General features: G+C 63.7%; 18 protein-coding genes. 4 read left to right on the top strand and 14 right to left on the bottom strand.

From position 1 onward, the window contains the following. Positions 1 to 192 precede the first annotated feature (192 nt). Together ACPS74_RS16745 and ACPS74_RS16740 are read right to left on the bottom strand one after the other, a co-directional pair. A complete protein-coding gene (locus tag ACPS74_RS16745; protein WP_029651937.1) occupies positions 193 to 585 on the bottom strand; it encodes a PIN domain-containing protein in 393 nt (130 codons plus the stop codon). Beyond that, on the bottom strand, positions 582 to 821 hold the full coding sequence (locus ACPS74_RS16740; protein ID WP_083481422.1) for an AbrB/MazE/SpoVT family DNA-binding domain-containing protein: 240 nt from the start codon (positions 819 to 821) through the stop codon (positions 582 to 584). Before ACPS74_RS16740 ends, ACPS74_RS16745 begins: the two co-directional genes overlap by 4 nt. Positions 822 to 943: 122 nt before the next feature. Between ACPS74_RS16740 and tyrS the strand changes: the two genes are divergently transcribed. Continuing rightward, positions 944 to 2,212, top strand: coding sequence for a tyrosine--tRNA ligase (gene tyrS / locus ACPS74_RS16735; protein WP_029651938.1), 1,269 nt, complete (start codon positions 944 to 946; stop codon positions 2,210 to 2,212). A gap of 9 nt (positions 2,213 to 2,221) precedes the next feature. Here tyrS and ACPS74_RS16730 read toward each other — a convergent pair whose 3' ends face one another. Further along, positions 2,222 to 5,728 (bottom strand): AsmA-like C-terminal region-containing protein, encoded by a 3,507-nt coding sequence (locus ACPS74_RS16730; RefSeq protein WP_029651939.1) that lies wholly within the window; start codon positions 5,726 to 5,728, stop codon positions 2,222 to 2,224. Between the two features lie 123 nt (positions 5,729 to 5,851). Between ACPS74_RS16730 and ACPS74_RS16725 the strand changes: the two genes are divergently transcribed. Then, on the top strand, positions 5,852 to 6,370 hold the full coding sequence (locus tag ACPS74_RS16725) for a peroxiredoxin (RefSeq protein WP_051381851.1): 519 nt from the start codon (positions 5,852 to 5,854) through the stop codon (positions 6,368 to 6,370). 24 nt (positions 6,371 to 6,394) lie between these two features. Here the strand turns inward: ACPS74_RS16725 and ACPS74_RS16720 are convergent, their stop codons facing one another. Further along, positions 6,395 to 7,345 carry a tetratricopeptide repeat protein gene (locus ACPS74_RS16720; protein WP_029651941.1) on the bottom strand — a complete coding sequence of 317 codons (951 nt, stop codon included), beginning with the start codon at positions 7,343 to 7,345 and terminating at the stop codon, positions 6,395 to 6,397. Positions 7,346 to 7,666: 321 nt separating this feature from the next. Here ACPS74_RS16720 and rnd point away from each other — a divergent pair, with 321 nt between their 5' ends. Both rnd and ACPS74_RS16710 read left to right on the top strand, forming a co-directional pair. After that, positions 7,667 to 8,839: a ribonuclease D gene (rnd, locus tag ACPS74_RS16715; protein WP_018407767.1), complete on the top strand. Its 1,173-nt coding sequence runs from the start codon at positions 7,667 to 7,669 to the stop codon at positions 8,837 to 8,839. Between the two features lie 249 nt (positions 8,840 to 9,088). Further along, on the top strand, positions 9,089 to 9,475 hold the full coding sequence (locus ACPS74_RS16710) for a hypothetical protein (protein ID WP_029651942.1): 387 nt from the start codon (positions 9,089 to 9,091) through the stop codon (positions 9,473 to 9,475). 83 nt (positions 9,476 to 9,558) lie between these two features. Here ACPS74_RS16710 and ACPS74_RS16705 read toward each other — a convergent pair whose 3' ends face one another. The 10 genes from ACPS74_RS16705 to ACPS74_RS16660 all read right to left on the bottom strand — a co-directional run bounded on the left by ACPS74_RS16705 (position 9,559) and on the right by ACPS74_RS16660 (position 20,487). After that, positions 9,559 to 10,605 (bottom strand): linear amide C-N hydrolase, encoded by a 1,047-nt coding sequence (locus tag ACPS74_RS16705; protein ID WP_029651943.1) that lies wholly within the window; start codon positions 10,603 to 10,605, stop codon positions 9,559 to 9,561. 44 nt (positions 10,606 to 10,649) lie between these two features. Beyond that, complete coding sequence (gene ppx, locus ACPS74_RS16700; RefSeq protein ID WP_029651944.1) at positions 10,650 to 12,176, bottom strand: exopolyphosphatase; 1,527 nt, start codon at positions 12,174 to 12,176, stop codon at positions 10,650 to 10,652. Further along, the gene (locus tag ACPS74_RS16695; RefSeq protein WP_029651945.1) at positions 12,169 to 14,403 is read right to left on the bottom strand and encodes an RNA degradosome polyphosphate kinase; all 2,235 of its coding nucleotides are present in this window, start codon (positions 14,401 to 14,403) and stop codon (positions 12,169 to 12,171) included. The genes ppx and ACPS74_RS16695 overlap by 8 nt, the downstream gene beginning before the upstream one ends. Before the next feature lie 66 nt (positions 14,404 to 14,469). Then, positions 14,470 to 15,165, bottom strand: a complete 696-nt coding sequence (locus tag ACPS74_RS16690) for a DnaA ATPase domain-containing protein (RefSeq protein ID WP_029651946.1) — start codon at positions 15,163 to 15,165, stop codon at positions 14,470 to 14,472. Next, the gene (locus tag ACPS74_RS16685) at positions 15,162 to 16,379 is read right to left on the bottom strand and encodes an AI-2E family transporter (protein WP_029651947.1); all 1,218 of its coding nucleotides are present in this window, start codon (positions 16,377 to 16,379) and stop codon (positions 15,162 to 15,164) included. Before ACPS74_RS16685 ends, ACPS74_RS16690 begins: the two co-directional genes overlap by 4 nt. A gap of 1 nt (position 16,380) precedes the next feature. Then, positions 16,381 to 16,929, bottom strand: a complete 549-nt coding sequence (locus ACPS74_RS16680; RefSeq protein WP_029651948.1) for a CDP-alcohol phosphatidyltransferase family protein — start codon at positions 16,927 to 16,929, stop codon at positions 16,381 to 16,383. A gap of 6 nt (positions 16,930 to 16,935) precedes the next feature. Continuing rightward, the gene (locus ACPS74_RS16675; protein ID WP_036242320.1) at positions 16,936 to 17,757 is read right to left on the bottom strand and encodes an ABC transporter permease; all 822 of its coding nucleotides are present in this window, start codon (positions 17,755 to 17,757) and stop codon (positions 16,936 to 16,938) included. After that, positions 17,754 to 18,668, bottom strand: coding sequence for an ABC transporter permease (locus tag ACPS74_RS16670; protein ID WP_029651950.1), 915 nt, complete (start codon positions 18,666 to 18,668; stop codon positions 17,754 to 17,756). Before ACPS74_RS16670 ends, ACPS74_RS16675 begins: the two co-directional genes overlap by 4 nt. After that, on the bottom strand, positions 18,665 to 19,717 hold the full coding sequence (locus tag ACPS74_RS16665) for an ABC transporter ATP-binding protein (RefSeq protein WP_029651951.1): 1,053 nt from the start codon (positions 19,715 to 19,717) through the stop codon (positions 18,665 to 18,667). The genes ACPS74_RS16670 and ACPS74_RS16665 overlap by 4 nt, the downstream gene beginning before the upstream one ends. Further along, a complete protein-coding gene (locus tag ACPS74_RS16660) occupies positions 19,714 to 20,487 on the bottom strand; it encodes a class I SAM-dependent methyltransferase (protein WP_029651952.1) in 774 nt (257 codons plus the stop codon). The genes ACPS74_RS16665 and ACPS74_RS16660 overlap by 4 nt, the downstream gene beginning before the upstream one ends. Positions 20,488 to 20,522 lie beyond the last annotated feature (35 nt).

Raw genomic sequence — 20,522 nt, 5'->3', positions numbered from 1 at the left:
TGGAGCAAGAAAGCGGCCTCGGAGGTTCTAACGTGCTATCGCGAGGCGTGACGACGGCCCGCTCTCTTCTCCCGCGGCGCGAAGCGCCGGATGGAGGAACTCGCCGACATGCAAGAAACACCGACCCCTCCCAACCCTCCCCCGCTTCGCGGGAGGGGGCGGATCGCGCCCATCATTAGGGCCGCGGACCGCTCACCGGCCAAGCAACTCGACGCCGGCGAGTCGGGCGAATTTGCGGTCGAACGTCACCGTCATTTGACACTGTCGCGACCTGCCCACCTCGTGAATGATCGCGTCGACAAGATCGACGCTGGAATGATTCAGCGCCGCACGCACGGCGTTTGCCTCGCCGATGACAATCTGCCGCGTATCGAGAAGCGCTTTGAGGATCGAAACAACGTCCGTCCTTTTCAGATCATAGCGGCTTTCGAGCACCCAAATGATCTCGCAAAGAACGATCGCCGAAATGAACCCTGGATCGCCGGCCGTCAGCGCCTCTTCGATAAATCGCGTCGCGGCTTTGGCTTGCTCGCGGTCGTCCTGGGCGAGGTAGCGCACGAGCACGTTTGTATCGAGTGCTATCACTTTCCGCTGGCCCGGCTTCGGATCGCCGCTTCCATTGCCTCGAGCGTGACTGGCGTCGCGGGCGCCGGAACAACGCCTTTAAGGCGTCGTATGTCTCCAGAGGCGGCGCGAACGAGAAAGGCGTCGCCGCTTGTCTGTTCGAAAACCAGACTGTCGCCAGTATCTACCCGCAAGGCTCGGCGTACTTCGGCGGGCAGAGTGATTTGACCCTTGCTGGTTAGGGTCGCCTTCGACATTGGGGGCCAAGCTCCTTCTCGTTAGAACTCCTTACATATCGTAAGGGGCCATTAATTTCAACCAGAACTCTCAAGCCGGGCTCGCTTGCGCGGGCGCCGCGTTGCGCCTATCACCCGGCCTCATGACTTCCCAGAGCGATTTCACCCCAAAATCCGACTTCCTGCGCGCGCTGATCGAGCGCGGCTTCGTTCATCAGTGCTCCGATTTCGAGGGCCTGGACGAGAAGGCGCGCTCCGGGACGCTTTCCGCCTATATCGGCTTCGACTGCACGGCGTCCTCGCTCCATGTCGGGTCGCTGCTGCCGATCATGATGCTCGCCTGGCTGCAGCGCACCGGCGGCAAGCCGTTGCCGCTGATGGGCGGCGGCACGACGCGGGTCGGCGATCCTTCTGGCAAGGACGAGAGCCGCAAGCTTTTGACCGTCGAACAGATCGACGCGAACAAGGCGTCGATCCGGACCGTCTTCGAACGCTTCCTCACATTCGGCGACGGCGCGAGCGACGCGCTGATGCTCGACAACGCCGATTGGCTGGCGAGTTTAAACTACATCGACTTCCTGCGCGACGTCGGCCGCCACTTCTCCGTCAACCGCATGCTGACGATGGATTCGGTGAAGCTGCGGCTTGAACGCGAGCATGAACTCTCCTTTATCGAGTTCAACTACATGTGCCTGCAGGCGTATGACTTCGTCGAGATCAACAAGCGTTACGGCGCGCTGCTGCAGATGGGCGGCTCGGACCAGTGGGGCAATATCGTCACCGGTCTCGATCTCGGCCGCCGCATGGGCTGCCCGCAACTTTACGCGCTCACCTCGCCGCTGCTGACGACGGCGTCAGGCGCGAAGATGGGCAAGACCGCCGCCGGCGCCATCTGGCTCAACGCCGATATGCTGTCGCCCTATGACTACTGGCAGTATTGGCGCAACACGGAAGACGCCGACGTCGCCCGCTTCCTAAAACTCTTCACCTTCCTGCCGATGGAAGAGATCGCGCGCCTCGCCGCGCTGCAAGGCGCCGACATCAACGAAGCCAAGAAGACTCTCGCGACGGAGGCGACGGCGCTCATTCACGGCCGCGCGGCGGCGGAACAGGCGGCGGATACCGCGCGCACGACCTTCGAAGAGGGCGCGCTCGCTTTGTCGCTCCCCAAGGTCGCCGTTTCGGCTGAGGAAGTCGCCGCCGGCCTCGGCGTGCTGACGGCCTTCGTCAAAGCCGGTCTCGTCGCGTCGACCGGCGAAGCGCGACGCCAGATCAAGGGCGGCGGGCTGCGCGTCAATGATGCGCCGGTGACGGACGAACGCACCGTCATCGGCGAAGCGGCGTTTGCGAGCGACGGCGTCGTCAAACTCTCGCTCGGCAAGAAGAAGCACGTGCTGCTTGAGCGCGCGTAAGCTCGAAGACTACCGCTCCTGCGGCATGCGCGCGGTGCCGTCGATGACGCCCATGATCTTGCGCATCAGGCCCGGCGCGATCGCCGAGAGCGGATTGACGCTGATCGAAGGCGATGGGAGCGCGCCATAGAGCCGATAGCTTAGCGCAAATACGCCCTCATGCTGTCCGCCGGCGAGCACGACGCCGACCACCGGAATATTCGACAACAGATTGTTCAACGCATAGGCGGGCACATATGAGCCCACGAGGTCCAGCCGCTCGCGCGGGAAGTCGATGTAGCCGTCGAAGGTGAGGCCGATCTCGGGACCCGAAAGCACGCCCTCGCGCACGGTCAGCTGTCCGCCCGACCAGCTGAAGTCGCTCTCCAATCTGCCGACGCGAACGAGGTCGGGGTCGAAGCGGTAATTGCCGCGATCATCCGCGCGCGCCGTTCCGCTTTGCGCCATCAGCTGGCGAACGGTCGGTTCGCCGCGCACGAAGAAGTCGCGAATGCGCAAAGCGCCATCGGCGCGGTTTTGACTAAGTTGCACGGTCGCGCTCAGCGCGCCGCTGTCCATCTTCCGATAGATGTCAAAGAAGGAGAGCAGCGAGCCGCCGTCGTTTGTCGCAATTTCGAGTTGCGACTGGTTGTCCTGACCGCGCCCCATGCCGACCGTGAGCTGCTCGCGGCCAAAAAAGCCCTTAAGCGCCACCGCGCGGGGCTTGCCGCCGCGACGCTCCAATTTCAGTTCGACGTTTGCGAGAATTTGCTTGCCGTAGCCGGTGACGATCGGCGACTTGAAGTCGAGATCGAGGTCGTCGACGCTGCCCTTGCCGCGTTCGGCGCGCAGCAATCCCTGCATGATCGGACGTGCGTCGAAATTCGCGCCGCGCGCGACGATCTTGACCAACTCGCCGCTGCGCTGCACGTCGACGCGCATGTCATCTCCGGGCGAAAGTCGCGCCTGCGAGAGACGGGCGGCGCGGAAAGCGCCTTCGCGTCCGAATTCGATGACGCCCTGCGCCTGCGTCGGTCCCGCGTCAAACACGAATTGCTCGAGCGACATCGCCTCGCCGTGGCGCGTCAGCGTGAACGAAGACTTTGCCGGCTTTCCCGCCGGCTTGACGAGGCCCGGGAGCGGATTGTCAAAATTCGTCCGGGTAAGATCGAGATCGATCTGCGTGTCGACGTTCTCCACCGGGAGGGGCGTGCGTATCGTCGCCAGAATTGGGCCGCTGACGCCGGCGATGGCGTAGCCAGCGCGCTGGCGCGCGGCATCGTCAAAAGTGAATGCGACCTGCGCCTGCGCGGGGCCTTTGTCGCCAAAGCCGCGGCGAACGTCGAGGGTCGCTGGCGCGCCAAAGATTTTGCCGGTTCCGTTCACGCGCAGTCCGGCTGGATCAGCGACGATATGCAACGCGCCGCTCTCGAGCTTCTCCCTGCCGATCAGCTTCTCGATCACAAGGTTCGACGTCGTCGCGTCGATGGCGAACGTCGTGGCCGCGTCGCGCGCGGTCGCCCCTGTCTCGAAATCGACGCGCAGCCGACCTTCGAGGGTTCCTTTCAGCGCGCCTGCTTCGACGGGGATAGACGCGTGGTCGGCGATCGCCGGCAACGAAAGCAGGTCAGAGACGGCTTCGACGTCGCCGCCCACAGCAACCTCGACCATCGCGGGCGTCGGGCGCAGCGCGCTGTCGGCAACGAGAAAGCGGCCAGACGACAGTGCGAGGCGTCGACCTGGCCCGGTCTCCATGGCGCCTGAGTTCGCGTCGAAAGACGCCGTCTGTCCGGTGATCCGCAGTCGGCCGTTGATGCCGGTGAGCGGCGCCATGCTCGGTAGGATGTCGGACACTGTCGCATCGACGATGTCGCCCTCGGCGAACAGGGAGCGATCCGGCGGCGCCTGCTCGTAGCGCATCGCGTTCAGCGCCGCGCCGTCGAAGTCGGCGGCATATTGGGCGCGCTTCAGGACGCCGACCGGCACATGATCGACGAACCAGGTGCGCACGGACGGCGCGACATGGGTCGGCCATAGACGCGCGAGCGCGCGTATCTGCGTGTCCTCGATTCCCATCTTGAGTATGACGCGGATGTCGTCGCGCCAACTCAATGCGCCGTTGAGGTCGACGCGCGCATCGGGACCGGCAAAGGCGAATTTGTCGAAGACCATCTGACGTTCGTCGCGAAACAGGCGCGCATTGAGCAGTCCGTTGTCAATGCGGACATTTTTCTCTCCCGCGCGCTCAGGCGCGACCACAGTTGGCGCTTTGAGCCGCAACGCAATCGTCCATGGCCCATCCAGGCTCGCCGCATCGGCGATGGTCCTCGCCCCGTCAGGTGGGCGCGCCTCGCCGACGATGGTCATGTCGAAACCGCCAGCCTTGAACACGAGCGGCGCGATTGCGACCTTGCGCGCGGCCCTGTCCCACACCGCGACGCCGGCGATCTTCTCGATCATCACCGGCTCGTGATCCGGCTCGTCGAAGCGGAAATAGCCCCGGCCGATTTCCATTTGGCCCGACGCTTCCAGAACCTCGTCGCCTGGACCGAGCGCGAATCTCAGGTCGAAGGAGAGCGGCGCGTCGGTGTCGAAGGCGGTTGTGCGGAAACCGCCGGCAAGCGAAATCTCATCGATCGAAAAATTGCGAAACTGCGCGTGGAAATCGCGCCGTCCTCCCGGCGCGCCCTTTGCGACCGCGACGGCCGTCCAACGCCCCGAGGGACCATTGGCCGCCGCGGAGAAGCGCATGCCGTTGTCGCCCTTGTCGAGGCTGAGCGTCACGTCTTCATAGCGGATGGCGCGATCGATCGTGCGGTCGTCGATGGTGAGCCGGCCGTGCGCCACGCCAAGGCGATCAAGCGCGGCGATTGGACTGTTCGGGCTCGTGGCGAAGTCCATGAGCCCGCGCAGGGCCCCCGCCGCGCCGCGCAGCAGAGTCACGCGCTCCGACCCGGCGCCGTTCGCCGCCGCTCCGGACGCAATCACTGGCGCCTTGGCCGGAACCGGATGCGCGCCCGCGGAAATGGCCACGGATCCATCCGGATCGACGGAAAGTCGCAAGTCCAGATCAAGTACCTCGAGCCGGCGCAGCTTTATGCGGCCGATCAACAGGGAGCGAAGGTCGAGCGACAGCTCCGCGCGCGGCGCCGCCACGATGGGACGACCCTCTTTCTTGACGATGAAATTGTCGACGGACAGCGTCGGGCCATGATCGCCGTTGCCGATCGCGGCGGCGCCCAGCGAAAATTCGTAGCGGCCGCCTGCGAGTTCGTCGAGCGATTCGACGATGCGCGGCGCGAGCCAAGCAAAGGTGATGGAGCCCTGCGAAAGCAGCAGGAAGAAGCCGCCGAACGTCAGCGCACACAGCAGCACGGCGGCAAGCCCGCTGAGCATGATCAGGCGGGGAAGTCCGCGGGGCAGCGCCCAAAAAAATGGCGATCGCCACGCCGCGCGACACACCCGCTGAATCGCGCGCCGCGCCCTGTCGACGACGATATCGCCGCCGCTAGGCTTGCGCCCCGTCCTGTCGGTCAATTGGCCTCGCTCTCGGCTCGATCGCAGCGCGGACGCGGGCGGTTACGCCGGTCTTGCCGGCTGGCGCGCAGTCTGCATTCTACGCACTGATTTTAGCTGCAGATGCGACGAAAGGAAGGCGCCATGAGCACGACCGTCGGCAAGGCCGAAACTACACTTAAGGAGGGAGCGAAGAAGGGAGGCTTGAAGGAGGGAGATTTGGCGCCTGCCTTCGATCTCCCAGGGGCTGGCGGCGAAAAGATCTCGCTCGCCGCGCTGAAGGGCAAAAAAGTCGTGCTCTATTTCTACCCTAAGGACGACACGTCGGGCTGCACGAAGGAAGCTATAGATTTCAATGCCTTACGGGAGAGTTTCGCAAAGGCCAAGGCCGTGGTCGTCGGCATGTCGCCTGACCCGATCAAGAGCCATGACAAATTCCGCGCTAAGTACGAATTGTCGCTGCCCCTCGCGTCAGATGAGGGAAAGGACACGCTCAGCGCCTATGGCGTCTGGGTCGAGAAAAGCATGTATGGCCGAAAATATATGGGCGTCGAGCGCACGACGGCGCTCATCGGTCCGGACGGGCGCATCGCCAGGATTTGGCGCAAGGTAAAGGTTCCGGGCCACGCCGAGGAAGTTCTGGCGGCGGCCAAGGCGCTGTAACGCGCCTTTCGGCCTCCGGGGGCTTCAGTTGTGGTCGTGTTCCGCTTCGGCAGGGGCGGAATCAGCCGGAGTCGCCGCGCCCGAACCCTTTTTGGCGATGAGCCTGGCCATGTCCTCCGATCCCTTCTTCGCCGCGGCGAGATCAGGCTTGGCCGCCAGCGCCGCTTCGTAATCGGCCTTGGCGCGGGCGAAGTCCTTCTTGGCCCGCCAGGCGTTGGCGCGGTTGACAAGCGCGCCGACGTAGCTGGCGTCGATTTTCAGCGCCGCGTCGAAGTCGGCGATCGCCTTATCGAATTCGCCCTTGGCGTAGTGGCAGGCGCCCCGTCCATTGCGCGCCGCGGCGAGTTTTGGATCGCGCTTTGCGGCCTCGGAAAATGCGGCGATGGCCCGGTCATGATCGCCTTTCCCGTGATAGAGCGCGCCTGCGGCGACGTCCGCCGCCGTTGATTTAGGGTCGGCTTTCGCGGCGTCCCCGAGATCGGCGAGAGCCTTCTCGACATCGCCTTTCGCGCGCCAAACATAGGCGCGCGCCAAAAGCGCGGCGGCGTTCTTTTTGTCGGCGGCGATCGCCTGATCATAGTCGGCGAGCGCGCTGTTGAGGTCGCCCTTGGCATGATGCGCGGCGCCGCGCGCGGCCAGAATCACCGATGATTTGGGTTCAAACTCCAGCGCTTTGCCGAAATCCTCGAGGGCGTGCGCGTAGTCGCCCTTCGCCTGATAAGCGCCGGCGCGATTGACATAAGCGGCCACCTTGTTGTGCGGGGTCTCCTTGTCGATCTCCTGAATGACTTGCGTGCAGCCTGCGATGCGCGCGTCGGGGTCAGGCGCGCGGCACTGGCCCCACGCGGGGCTGACGCCGCCCTTATGCGCAGCCATGGCGGGCGCGCTGATGACGAGAAGTGAAGCGGCGATAACAGCCGCCGGACACCGCGCCCGCGCGGCCGCGCGCGCTGCGAGAGTGAGACGCTCATGCATGAATTGGGTGGCTCCCCGGATAGAGTGGCGGCGGCATGCTACCCCATCAGGCATCGGCCGCAACTTGGAAATCTTGAACTCCAGAGGCCGGGACTGTCTTTTTGCGACAGTTGAGCGTCTATGCGCCCCCCTGCTGCACCGCATCCGGCGCCACGTTGCAGCTTTGCCCGGTCCAGGGCGGACGTGGCCTCAGATGGTCTGCGAATTTTCGGCAAAACCGTGTATTTTGGTCGGGCCAAAGCCGGCCGAGCGCCGCTGAAACGTCCTAAGTCGCTCCTTGGGACTTCAGACCGAGACCAAAAACGTTTAGAACCAATTCACATGAGTCTTCTTACCACCAATCCCGAACTGACGGCGGTCTGCGACCGTTTCGCTCAGCATCCCTTCGTCACCGTCGACACCGAGTTTTTGCGCGAAACCACGTTCTGGCCGCAGGTCTGCGTCATCCAGCTGGCGTCGCCGGAAGAGGCTGTGGCGATCGACGCCCTTGCCGATGACCTTGATCTTTCGCCGTTTTTTGGCCTCATGGCCAATCCCGACGTCGTCAAGGTGTTCCACGCCGCGCGCCAGGATCTCGAGATTATCTGGCGTCTCGCCCGACTCATCCCCGCGCCGATCTTCGATACGCAGGTCGCGGCCATGGTCTGCGGATTCGGCGAACAAGCGTCCTATCTCGAACTGGTGAAGGCGATCACGCGCGCCAGTCTCGACAAATCGTCGCGATTCACCGACTGGTCGCGCCGGCCGCTGTCAAACGCCCAGATCGAATACGCCATCGCCGACGTCACCCATCTTCGCGACATATACACCGCCTTGCGGGCGCGGCTCGAACGTTCCAATCGCCTCGACTGGCTCGTGGACGAGATGCAGACGCTCACCTCGCCCGCGACCTATGAGCAGCATCCCGAAAACGCCTGGGAACGGCTGCGCCATCGCGCCCGCAAGCCCCGCGATCTCGCCGTTCTGATGGAGCTGGCAGCCTGGCGCGAGTTCGAAGCCCAAACGCGCGACGTGCCGCGTTCGCGCGTCCTGAAGGACGACGTGCTCCTCGAGATTGCTCAAGCCGCGCCGCGCTCTGTCGAAGCGCTCGGCAATTTGCGGTCGTTTCCGAAGGGTATGGAGCGCTCCCGCGCGGGAACCGACATCATCGCCGCTGTGGAGCGCGGCCTCGCGCGCGATCCCGCCACAGTGCCGCGCATCGAACGCGACCGACGCAACTCAAACGGCGCGACGGTCGAGTTGCTCAAGGTCTTGCTGCGTCAGGTGTCGGAGGAGACGGGCGTCGCCGCCAAGATGATCGCGACGGTCGAAGACCTCGAAGCCGTCGCGCATGACGATCACGCCGACGTTCAGGCGCTGAAGGGTTGGCGCCGCGCGATCTTCGGCGAAAAGGCGTTGGAGTTGAAGCGGGGCCGCCTCGCGCTCTCAGTGGAAAACGGCCGGGTCGTCACCTTTGACTGGCAGGCCGCGGACGAGCCCGCAAACGTTGAATAAGCCTCATGCTCTACTGCAGCGCAGCAATACGGCAGCGCCATTTTTGCGCGCAAGCAAGCGGCTGACGAATATTTGTGCGCCATAAAAAATCGTTTAGTATCAAATATATAACGCCACATTACGATAAGTTATTGCACTGCGATATTGCCGTGCTGCAATGCAGTAACTACCTTCCAACTCGAGTGGGGCGCAGTTCGCTGCGACGGCTGTGCGTTACGCCGGCCCTGCTCCGAAACGGAAGGATAAAATATGACTACAGGAAATCGAATTGTCGCGGCGGCGTTCGGCGGAGCGCTGTGCCTTGCAGCAAGCTCGGGCCTGTCCGCCGCTGATGCTTCCCTGACGATGAAGCCGCTTATGGCGGCGAGCTTTGACGCCGGCCCGAAGCATGTCGTGAGCTATTTCGTAGGCGGCGAGAACGGCTGCCGTCTGACCATGATGGTCATCGATTCCGCGTTGGAGGAGGATCCGACGCCCGTGACCCCGGCGACGCGTCTCGTCGTCACCGTCGCGGACGGAAAAGCAGCATTTTTCGACTCTGCCGTCGGCACGTCGTTGCGCTTCAATTGCGCCAATGGCGCAGAGACCATGCGCGTCGACAAGATCAATCGAGTCGCGCGCGCTCCGGGTGAATAGTGTCCGGGTGAATTGTGTCAGAGAGCGGCGCGTCTTGTGACGCGCCGCCAAAGGCCAAGAAACGCCAAGAAATGCCCTGCGCGTCAGTGCGACAGGAATTTGAACGGCTCGGCGGGAACGAATTTGTCTGAAACATCGCCCGCGAGAATTGGACTGCCCGTGAGGTCGAGCTTCGCGGGCTTGGCGCCCGGTTCGAGCTTCAGTTTCGTCAGATCGACCCAGAAAATCGAAGGATTCAGCGTCGGCTCAAAATAATAGAGCCGATCCTTGATGTCAGTGACCGAACGCCATCGCGTCGAGGCGATGTTCGGCTCCTGCGGATCAGTGATGCCGAGCGGCACCGAGACGTTCCGAATGATGGAAAAGACGCTGGCGATCGCCACGCGCTTGTCGTCGACTTTCGGCGTCGCATCTAAATTCCAACTGGCACGGGCGAAGCGATCGGACGCGCGATGCGTGCCGGGAAGGAATTTCGACCCCCCGATCTCGACCCAATAGGTGTTGAGCGCAAGCTGCTGATCGAAAGGCGGCGAATTGGTCATCACCGTGTATTTCGGGTTGTGGTGAATGACGAGCTTGCCGCCGAGATATTCGAGGATGGCGCTGTCGCCCGATTGATCGGCCAGCGCCATATGGCTCGCCGCTTTGACGCCGCCGGGAAGATCAGGCGCGACGATCGCGAAGGGCTCCTTTTGCAGCGCCTTCACCGCATCAGCGACATTCGCGTAATTGTCGAGAACATATTGCGCCCAGCCGCCGACGGACAGCAGCGGCTTCTTGGAGGCCTTCGGGTCTCCGTAATCCGCCTCGGCCAGATAGAGAAGATTAACCGCCAGCCCTGCGTCGTTCATGCCTTCAGCCGTGGCCGCGTTGTAAAAGTCGGCGATGAGCGAACCATATTTCGCGGTCCATTTGATTGACCCCGGACCAACGCCGCCGTCACGCGCCATGCCGCGCGGGAAAGACCACAGGCTGGTTCGCGGATCGACGTCCCAATCCATCGTCCGCCCCACAAGATAGTCCTTGTCGCTGGTCCCATAGAGCACGCGCGTGCAGGCCTGGGCGCTCGCGCTTGTCAACGCGATCGCAACGGCGGCCGACAGAAGCCCTTTTGCGAATTGCTTGTCCATATCGAATTCCTTTCAAATAAGTTGGAGAGTGAACCGCTTTTGGTTCAGGGCGCGATCTCGATCTGCGCGTCGGCGCCCATGAGCTTGCCGAGCGCCTTCAGACGATTGAGCACGCGCTCGCTCGCAAGATCGGCGTAAGCGGCAGGCAAAGTGAGCGTCGCCGCGCGATCGCAGACCCGCAAACGCGTGCGCGGCAACACGCCGGGCATCGACGCTGACAATAAATAGGCGACCCGCATGAGCGCCCCCAGAATGCGCGCGCGCGCGAACAGTCGCGTCGTCAGCAGCGTGCGCAAATCCGAAAGGCCCTCCACCCCGTCGAGTCCTTCGTGACGGAACACGATTGCCAGCGACAGGAAGGCGCGGCCCGGATGATCAATGGCGACGAAGGGCCCCTGCGTCACGATGTTCATGGCGCGCTGCGCGCGATATTCGGGATGAGCGCGCCACGCGATGTCGGAGAGCAGGCAGGCGGCGTGGCGCAGCCGGCGCTCCTCGTCAGTTTCATCTATGCCGCTCTTTTCCATATAGGCGTCCGTCCAATCGATGAGATCGTCGCCATAGCCCGGCGCGCGCGCGAATGTCGCTTCCAATTCGCGCGTCGCCGCGAGCAAGGGGTCGACGCGCCGCTCGGCCGGCGACAGGCGCTCATACAACAAGCCTTCCCGCACGCCCGCGGCTGAAATGACGATTTCGCGAGGCTTGGCGCGGCGGATGATCTCGTCAAGCACGATTGCGCCATAGGCGAGCAGAGGCCGGCGCGCCGCCGAAACGAAGTCGATGTCCTCAAGCGCCTCACTGTCGATATGTTCGACAAGTTCAGCGAAGTCGGCGGCTTCGCTCGTCTGGATGCGGTAATGATGCATGACGCCGAGCGCATAGTTGCGCTGACGCATGTGGAGTTTGGCGAGCGATCGCCAGGTGCCGCCGACCGCGTAAAAGGTGCGGCCCTTGAGATGATCGAGCGGCTTCGCGTCGGCGATCGCCTTGCGGGCGATGCGCGTCGCTTCGCGCATGGAGCGCCGCGAGGCGTCCATCAGCGCGAGTCCGCCGAGCGGCAGGGTGATCCCCTTGCCGAGCGCTTCCTTGTGGACGTCGATCAGTTCGAGCGACCCGCCGCCGAGATCGCCCACGACGCCGTCCGGCTCATGGATCGCCGAAATGACGCCAAGCGCGGAAAGCTCCGCTTCGCGACGGCCGGAAAGCAGCGAAATGTCGCGCTGAATGGCGTCGCGCGCCGCGTCGAGAAAAACGTCGCCGTTCTTGGCGCCGCGCACCGCCGCCGTGGCGATCACCTCGATGTCGTCGACGCCCATCGTCTCGCAAAGCGCGCGATAGCGGCGCAGCGCCTTCATCGCCTTGTCGACGCCTTCGTCGGGCAACCGGCCTGTCGTGACGACGCCCTTGCCGAGACCGCACATCGCCTTTTCGTTGAAGATCGGGGTCAGCGCGCGCGCGAGCGCCTGATAGGCGACGAGACGCACCGAATTCGAGCCGATGTCGACGATCGCGACGGGTTTTGGCGCGGAGTCGGCGCGCTGCGTCGCGCCACGCGCCGCCGCCTCAAGCATTTTGGCCGCGCTTTAAGAGCGAGCGCGGCCGCCAGTCCTTGAGCGACTTGCCGCGCCCCGAAAGCGAAGGATTGGTCATGAAATATTTGTGCGCGTTGAATCGCTCCTCGCCCTCGGGCGGAACAATGCGCAGCGACGAGCCGTCCGGCAGGACGCGATAGCTCTGCTCGTTGTCGATCAGATTGGCGAGCATGATCTGATCGAGCACCTGCTGATGCACGGTCGGATTGACGATCGGCATCATCACCTCAACCCGGCGATCGAGATTGCGCTGCATCAGGTCGGCGGAAGAGATGTAGACGTGCGCGCGCGGATGCGGCAGCACATGGCCGCCGCCGAAGGCGTAAACACGCGCGTGTTCCAGAAAGCGGCCGACGATCGACTTCACGCGTATGTTGTCGGAAAGTCCCGGGACGCCGGGGCGCAGACAGCAGATGCCGCGCACGATGAGTTCGACCGAGACGCCCGCCTGCGACGCCGCATAAAGGGCGTCGATGATTTCGGGATCGACAAGCGCGTTGCATTTGGCCCAGATGACGCCAGGCTTGCCGGCTTTCACAAAGGCGATTTCCTGCTCGATATGTTCGAGAAGCTTCTTCTTGAGCGAAATCGGCGACACCGACATGCGCTCAAGCCCGGCGGGCTCCGCATAGCCGGTGATGTAATTGAAGATGCGCGAGATGTCGCGTCCGATCACCGGATCGGCGGTGAACACCGAAATGTCCGTGTAGATGCGCGCCGTCACCGGATGATAGTTGCCAGTTCCGACATGGCAGTAGGTGACGAGGCCGCTGCCTTCCCGGCGCACGACGAGCGACAATTTGGCGTGCGTCTTGAGCTCGATGAAGCCGAAGACGACTTGCGCGCCGGCGCGTTCGAGATCGCGCGCCCAGCGAATATTCGCTTCCTCGTCGAAACGAGCCTTCAATTCGACGAGCGCGGTGACGGATTTGCCCGCCTCGGCGGCTTCGACAAGCGCGCGCACGATCGGGCTGTTGTTGGAGGTGCGATAGAGCGTCTGCTTGATGGCGATGACATTGGGATCGCGCGCCGCCTGTTGCAGGAACTGCACGACGACGTCGAAAGATTCGTAAGGGTGATGGACCGCGAGATCCTTCTGCTTGATCGCGAGGAAACAGTCGCCGCCATTGTCGCGCACCCGTTCCGGAAAGCGCGGGTTATAGGGCTTGAACTTCAGTTCCGGCCGGTCGAGCGCGACGAGTTCGGAAAGATCGTTGAGCGCCAACATGCCGTCGATCTCGAAAGTCTCCGGCTCGTTGACGTCGAGCTCCTCGGCGACGAGCGCGCGCAAGCTCGCGGGCATATCCGCCGCCACTTCGAGCCGGATCACCGATCCGCGCCGGCGCCGCTTCAGCGCGGTCTCAAAAAGCAGCACGAGATCTTCGGCTTCTTCCTCGACTTCGAGATCGCTGTCGCGGATGACCCGGAACAGCCCCTGCGCCCGCAGCAAATAGCCGGGAAACAGCCGCTGCGCGTTCATCGCGATCAGCGTTTCGAGCAGCATGAAGCGCTCACGGCCGGCGACTCCCGCCGTCGCCGGCAAACGCACGAAGCGCTCGATCTTCGGCGGCAAGCGAACCAGCGCCTGCAGCGTCTTGCGATCGCCGGGGCGCACGAGTTCGAGCGCCAATGTGAAGCCGAGATTGGGGATGAAGGGAAACGGATGCGCGGGATCGACCGCGAGCGGGGTCAGCACCGGAAATATGCGGCTCAGGAAATATTCCTCGAGCCACTCGCGGTCGGCCTTGGACACGTCCGCGGGCTCGACGATAATAATGCCAACGTCTTCAATCTCGGCGCGCAGCTCGCGCCAGCGCCGCAATTGCTCGCTGGTCAAGAGCGTGACGCGTTCGGTGATCTTCGTCAGCTGCTCGGCGGGCGTCAGGCCGTCCTCGGAGCGCGCCGTCACGCCGGAGCGCACCTGCCCGCGAAGGCCGGCGACGCGCACCATGAAGAATTCGTCGAGATTATTGGCCGAGATCGACAGGAAACGCAGTTGCTCAAGCAATGGGTGATTGCGGTTGGAGGCCTCCTCCAACACCCGCCGGTTAAATTCCAGCCAGGACAGCTCCCGGTTGATGAAACGCTGTGGAGAGACCGCAAGCTTGGCGGGATCCTCCACGAGAATCCCGTCGGCGCAATCCATAACGGCGATATCGGCGCCCGTACGCTGGGCTGCGAGCTTATCTTGAATATGCGGCTTCATTTCCACTTCCGGGTCCCAGCCATCATGCCACAGGCCTGTGCGGCGACGAAATTATTCGACCAACCATCAAGTAAACTTCTCAATAACCTTGGCCGCGAGCGCCCGTGTGACAGGCCGCCCCTGCGCCAACGCCTCGGCGTCGAGAGCGGCGACAAAGGCGCGTGCCGCTGCAAGGGAGCGCTCCAGCCTCAGCGCGGCGAAGGCCAGCGCCGGCGGTTCCACGAGGAGTTGTCGATCCGCGAAGAGCTTCACCAGAACCGCGCGCATCAACGTCTCGTCCGGCGCGCCGATTTCGACGATCGGGGCGCGGCGCAAACGCGACAGCAGGTCGGGAAGCCGAATGTCCTCCGCCCGCGGCGGGCGGGCCGCGCTCATCAGCAGGAAGGCGCCGCTTTCGTTCACAAAATTCAGGAGATGGAACAGCGTGGTTTCGTCAGTCGCCCGGTCGATATCGTCGATGACGATGGCGCGCGGCGCCTGCGCAACCAGCCCTTCCAGCGTCGGCAGGGCGTCGGGCGCAACGACAAGCGCGCCCGCGCGCGCCGCCCAAATGGCGCAGAGGTGGGATTTGCCCGCGCCGGCGGGCCCGATCAGCGCGAGAACCAGATCCGGCCAATCCGGCCAGCGTTCGATCATTTCGAGCGCCGCGAGGTTCGACGCGGCGGGCAGAAACTCTTCGCGTCCGAAGCGCGGCGTCGTCGGCAGGTCGAGCGGCAACTGACGTCCCGGCTCGCATGTCTCCGGCGCGCCGGCCTTGCTCATGCGCGGTCGGGGATCGGATGCTGATAGAGCGCGCTCCCGCGGTAGCGTTTAGCAAGGAAGCGCATGAAGGCGCCGAGCGCCGCCGCGACAGGCACGGCGACGATGAGGCCTGTAAAGCCGAACAGCGCGCCGAAGGCCAGCAAGGCGAACATGAGCCAGACCGGATGCAGCCCGACGGAAGCGCCGACGAGCCGCGGCGACAGCACATAGCCGTCCATGATCAGTCCGGTCGTCACGATCGCCACCGCCTCGATCGGCAGATTGATATGCGGCCAGCCCTGAACGATCGCGACGATGATCGATAAAACGAAGGCGGTGACGGAGCCGACGTAGGGGATGAAGCTCAGAAAACCGGCGAGAACCCCGATGAGGAAGCCGAAATTCAGCCCAATCGCCGAAAGCCCTCCCGCATACCAGACGCCAAGAAACAGGCAGACAAGCGACTGCCCGCGCACGAAGCCGGCAAGCGCGCGATCGATGTCGCGGGCGAGCGAGCGCACGTCATCGCGATGGCGCGGCGGGATCAGATCATCGATGATGGCGACCATGTGATCCCAATCGACCAGCATGTAGAAGGCGACGACCGGCGTGATCACGATGAGCGAGATCACGTTGATCAGCGCATAGCCCCGCCACAACAGCGATTTTACGAAATCGCCGAGCAACGTCGCGCCCTGGCTCGTGAGATCGTTTATGTATTTTTGCGCATCGAAGGAGGCGGCGGCGCCGCCCAGCCCGAATTCCTGCAACCAGCCATTGATGGAATCGCTGGTGAAGCGTTCGCTCCATTGCGTCAGGAGCCCATGCAGCGTCTGCAGATAGCCCGGCAGCGAGGTGATGAAGCCCGCAAGCTGATGCGAAAGAATCGGCACCAGAATAACGGCCGCGGTCCCGACGACTAGAAGAAAGACGACGAGCAGGAGACCCGCGGCGCCCAGCCGCGACAGGCCCAGCCGCTGCAGCCGGTCAGCCACGGGATCGAGCAGATAGCCGAGCGCGGTTCCGGCGACAAAGGGCGCAAGCACCGGGCTCAGGAAATAGAGCGACAGGCCCAGCGCCAGAAGCGTCAAGCCCCAGAGCGCAAGCTGCCTTTCGAGGCTCAGCCCCGCCCATTGCAGCTGCCGCATCTCGGCGCCGTCGCCCGCGTCGAGCGGCGGCGGAATGACCGCCGGCTGCGCAGTATCCGAGCTGAGCGACGGTTTTCTCTGTGACATGTCACAGCCTCATATGCTGGACCCAAAGCCACAGATAGACGCAGGCGGAAGCAACGGTCAATGCGGCGACGAGGGCGATGAGCGTCACATTTAGCAACGGAATATGAAGGCCGTATGCCTGAGAGGCCAAAACCACGCCCGCGAACACCAGTTGCGCGGCGGTGGTCGCCTTGGAAGAAAAGTGTGGATGCACCTTCATCGGCCGGCCCATGAGCCAGGACAGCGACACCGCGCCAGTGATCATGACATCGCGAAAGACCACCATGATGGTGAGCCACGCCGGCAGCGCGTCGACAATGGCGAGCGTGACGTACATTGAAACGATCAGCGCCTTGTCTGCGATGGGATCGAGAATCGCGCCGAGTTCAGATTGGAGATGGTAGGTCCGGGCCAGCCAACCGTCGAGGGCGTCGGACAGGCCGGCGACGGCGAACAGCAGGAAGGCGGCGGTCCATTGCCGCTCGACGATCAAGATGATCGCCGCCGGCGTCAGCACGAGACGGCCGATGGTGATGAAATTCGGAAGAGAAGCGAACCAATTTTTTGTCATGATGCATTATCTGGCGCGCGCGCCAAGCTTGTCACCACTTGGCCATCGCGCCGCGCGCGCGGAAGAAACAAGCGCCGCGAGTCCAAGCGCTACGGCGACGAGCGCCAGAAGCAGCGTCGAAATGGCGTTGATCTGCGGCGAAACGCCCAAACGCACTTGTGAGTAGATGCGCATCGGCAGCGTCGTCGCGCCAGGGCCCGTCGCAAAACTGGCGATGACAAGATCGTCGAGAGAAAGCGTGAACGCCAAGAGATAAGCGGTGACGATCGCCGGCGCGATCTGCGGCAACGCCACGCGGACGAAGGCTCCCAAAGGCGTCGCCCCCAGATCCATCGCCGCTTCTTCGAGCGCCGGATCGCTGTCGCGTAACGCCGCGAGAATCGCAACCGTCGTGAAACACATTGTCAGCGTCACATGACCGATGACCAGCGTAATGAAACCTCGTCCGACCCCGAACGCGACGAAACACGTAAGCAGCGCAAGGCCGAGCACGACCTCCGGCAGAACCAGCGGCGCGTGCACGGCGCCAAAAAACAGGAAACGCGTGCGAAAGCGGCCGAAACGCGTGAGCGATATGGCCGCCAGGAGGCCCAGCAGGGTCGAGATCGTGGCCGAGGTCAGCGCGGCGGCGAGACTGATCTTCGCCGAATGGAGAAGCTGCTCATTCTCCAGGAGCGCCGCATACCATTTCGTTGAAAATCCGCCCCACACCGAAACGAGACGCGACGCGTTGAAGCTCATGACCGCGAGAATGACGATCGGCGCGTAGAGGAAGACGAAGCCGACAAAGAGAGTCGCGCGACGCGCCCAGGAAACGACCGCGCTCATCCGGCGTCGTCCTCATCGGCAAGCCGCGCCCGCTCCCACAACAGTAGCGGAATCATCAACACAGCGACGAGCACGATCGCCGCGGCCGAGGCCGCCGGCCAGTCGTGATTGGAGAAGAAGTCGTTCCACAAGGTTCGCCCGATCATCAGCGTCTCGGAGCCGCCGAGAAGATCTGGAATGACGAATTCGCCGACCGCGGGAATGAAGACGAGAAGCGCGCCGGCAACGACGCCCTCACGCGAAAGCGGCAACGTCACGCGCAAGAATACTTGCGCCGGCGACGCCCCGAGATCCGCCGCCGCTTCGCGAAGGCTCGGGTCCTGGCGCTCCAGCGCCGCATAAAGCGGCAACAACATGAAGGGCAGATAGGAGTAGACGATGCCGACGACGACAGCGCCTGGCGTCGCGTACATCTGCAGCGGCGCGGATATGACGCCGAGCGCGATCAGCGCGTTATTGATGAGTCCCTCGTCTTTCAAAAGCGCGATCCAGGCGTAGACGCGGATGAGAAAGCTCGTCCAGAACGGCGCTGCGGCAAGGCCGATGAGGAGTGGACGCAGCCGCTCCGGCGCGCGCGCCATGGCGAGCGCGAAAGGATAGGCGATGATCAGCGTGATCAGCGTCGAGACCGCGGCGATCGTAAGCGAGGATAGATAGGATTCGAGATAAAGCGTGTCGCTGACGAGGGCGCGATAGGCGTCGAACGTAAAAGTCTGCGCCTTGGCCCAGATGTCGGCGAGACTGTCGGAAAATTCGAAAATTGGTCGATAGGGCGGGCGCGCCAGCACCGACTGCGAAACGGAGATCTTGGCGATAAGCAGCATCGGCGCAAGAAAAAAGGCGGCGATCCACAGATAAGGCGCTGCGATCACGAGCCGCTCGCCCAGCGAGAGTTTGCGGCGTGCGCTCATGGCCCCTCCGCGAGAAGCGCGCCGGCGCCAGGCGGGAAGCTGAGCCTCACCGAGTCGCCGATCGCGTGGCGCTCGCCATGGCTTGCCGCCGCCCGCAGAACGATGTTGTTGGCGACGCGCACCCGCAGCAGCGTCGTTTCGCCGCGAAACACGAAATCCTCGACAAAGCCCGCGATTCCCTCGCCGTCGCGCGCAACGCCGATCCGCTCGGGGCGCACGCTGAGCGTCGCCTGCGCGCCGTCCGGAAGATTTCCGGGCTCGCAGGGGATTCGTCCATACTCGGTGATCAGCGCCGCAGCGCCATTGCGGTCCAGGCGTCCCTCGATGAAATTCGTTTCGCCGACGAAGCCGGCGACGAAACGCGTCGCGGGCCGGTCGTAAATCTCCATCGGCCCGGCGATTTGCTCCACCCTGCCCGCCCGCATCACTGCGATGCGATCGGCGAGCGCCAGCGCTTCGTCCTGATCATGCGTGACGATCAGAAAGCTCGTCTGCGTCCGCCGTTGAATTTCCTTGAGCTGAAACTGCGTCTCTTCGCGCAGCTTGCGATCGAGCGCGCCGAGCGGCTCGTCGAGCAGCAGCATTTTCGGACGCGGCGCGAGCGCTCGCGCCAGCGCGACGCGCTGCTTCTGTCCGCCCGACAGCTCGGTGATTCGCCGAGGGCCAAAAGCCGAAAGCTGCGTCATCGCGAGCAATTCGTTGACGCGCGCGTCGATGGCGTCTCTGGTCTTGCCCTGCCGGCGCAGTCCAAAGGCGATGTTCTCAAAGACATTGAGATGCGGAAACAGCGCATAGGATTGAAACATCATGTTCACAGGGCGCCGGTTGGGCGGCACGCCTGAAAGATCGACGCCGCTCAGCGCGATCGTTCCGGCGTCGGGCGACTCGAAACCCGCGATACAGCGCATCAGAGTGGTTTTGCCGCAGCCCGACGGGCCGAGCAGCGCGAAGAATTCGCCGGCCCCCACGTCGAGCGACACGTCCTCGAGCGCAACGACCGCGCCGAATTTTTTGCTGACGCTTTTAATCGACAGCAGCGGCGCGCTCACCCGCCAGCCTCGTCGCGACGAAACTCCACGCGCCAATGGCGAGCGAGATGACCGCTCGGTGGAATATCTTCTAGTGAAACGAGCCGCAGGCCGTCGACGGCGAACGCCTCAATGTCCTTCCTCGCGAGCGGCCAAGGCGGGCCGCCAATCTCCTCATTGTCGTCGCGCGCCCGCGAGATGACGAGCAGCGTTCCGCCCGGCGCGACAAAGGCGGCGAGCGCCCGCGCGGCGTCAGGCAGAAGCGCTTCCGGCAGCGCCTGCAGCGTATAAAGCTCGTGCACGAGATCGAACGCGCCGCGCCACTCCGATGGCGCATCGAAGAGATCGGCGATTTGATAATCGACCTTGCTTTGCGGAAAGCGCTCACGCGCCCACTGCACGGCGCGCTCGACGAGATCGAACGCCACGACATGCGCGCCGGCGCGCGCCAGCGCTTCGGCGTTGTCGCCCAGTCCGCAGCCGACGTCGAGCGCGCGAAGGCCGACGATCGAGCGCGCGGCCAGCCAGTCTTCAAGCAGCGGGCGCGGCTCAAGATGCGCCCAAGGCACGCCGGCCGGATCGCCTTCCGCCATCGAATAGACGGTTTCAAACCATTCCCGGCGCTTGGGATCAGCCTCGATCCCGCCGGGACGCTTATGCGGATCAACGGCGTCGAGCCTTTCGCGCGCTCGTGCCCGGCGCTCGGCGAAATCTTCGCTAAGAGCGCGCTGCGAAAAAGTGGAATCCGGTTTTTCGCCTGGAGCGCGCTCTGCGGCTTTGGAATCGATCACGTCATCTGCATCTGGGCGATCCCGCCCAGATGCAG

It is taken from the genome of Methylocystis sp. SB2 (assembly GCF_049817085.1).
Classification (GTDB): domain Bacteria; phylum Pseudomonadota; class Alphaproteobacteria; order Rhizobiales; family Beijerinckiaceae; genus Methylocystis; species Methylocystis rosea.
This window is presented reverse-complemented; position numbering and strand designations above follow the sequence as displayed.

Coding starts and splice junctions, on each gene's coding strand:
- tyrS (WP_029651938.1), top strand. CDS start 944: ATGACTTCCCAGAGCGATTTCACCCCAAAATCCGACTTCCTGCGCGCG.
- ACPS74_RS16690 (WP_029651946.1), bottom strand. CDS start 15,165: ATGAGCAAGGCCGGCGCGCCGGAGACATGCGAGCCGGGACGTCAGTTG.
- ACPS74_RS16740 (WP_083481422.1), bottom strand. CDS start 821: ATGTCGAAGGCGACCCTAACCAGCAAGGGTCAAATCACTCTGCCCGCC.
- ACPS74_RS16705 (WP_029651943.1), bottom strand. CDS start 10,605: ATGGACAAGCAATTCGCAAAAGGGCTTCTGTCGGCCGCCGTTGCGATC.
- ACPS74_RS16720 (WP_029651941.1), bottom strand. CDS start 7,345: ATGCATGAGCGTCTCACTCTCGCAGCGCGCGCGGCCGCGCGGGCGCGG.
- rnd (WP_018407767.1), top strand. CDS start 7,667: ATGAGTCTTCTTACCACCAATCCCGAACTGACGGCGGTCTGCGACCGT.
- ACPS74_RS16670 (WP_029651950.1), bottom strand. CDS start 18,668: ATGAGCGCACGCCGCAAACTCTCGCTGGGCGAGCGGCTCGTGATCGCA.
- ACPS74_RS16675 (WP_036242320.1), bottom strand. CDS start 17,757: ATGAGCGCGGTCGTTTCCTGGGCGCGTCGCGCGACTCTCTTTGTCGGC.
- ACPS74_RS16685 (WP_029651947.1), bottom strand. CDS start 16,379: ATGTCACAGAGAAAACCGTCGCTCAGCTCGGATACTGCGCAGCCGGCG.
- ACPS74_RS16710 (WP_029651942.1), top strand. CDS start 9,089: ATGACTACAGGAAATCGAATTGTCGCGGCGGCGTTCGGCGGAGCGCTG.
- ACPS74_RS16725 (WP_051381851.1), top strand. CDS start 5,852: ATGAGCACGACCGTCGGCAAGGCCGAAACTACACTTAAGGAGGGAGCG.
- ppx (WP_029651944.1), bottom strand. CDS start 12,176: ATGCTTGAGGCGGCGGCGCGTGGCGCGACGCAGCGCGCCGACTCCGCG.
- ACPS74_RS16695 (WP_029651945.1), bottom strand. CDS start 14,403: ATGAAGCCGCATATTCAAGATAAGCTCGCAGCCCAGCGTACGGGCGCC.
- ACPS74_RS16680 (WP_029651948.1), bottom strand. CDS start 16,929: ATGACAAAAAATTGGTTCGCTTCTCTTCCGAATTTCATCACCATCGGC.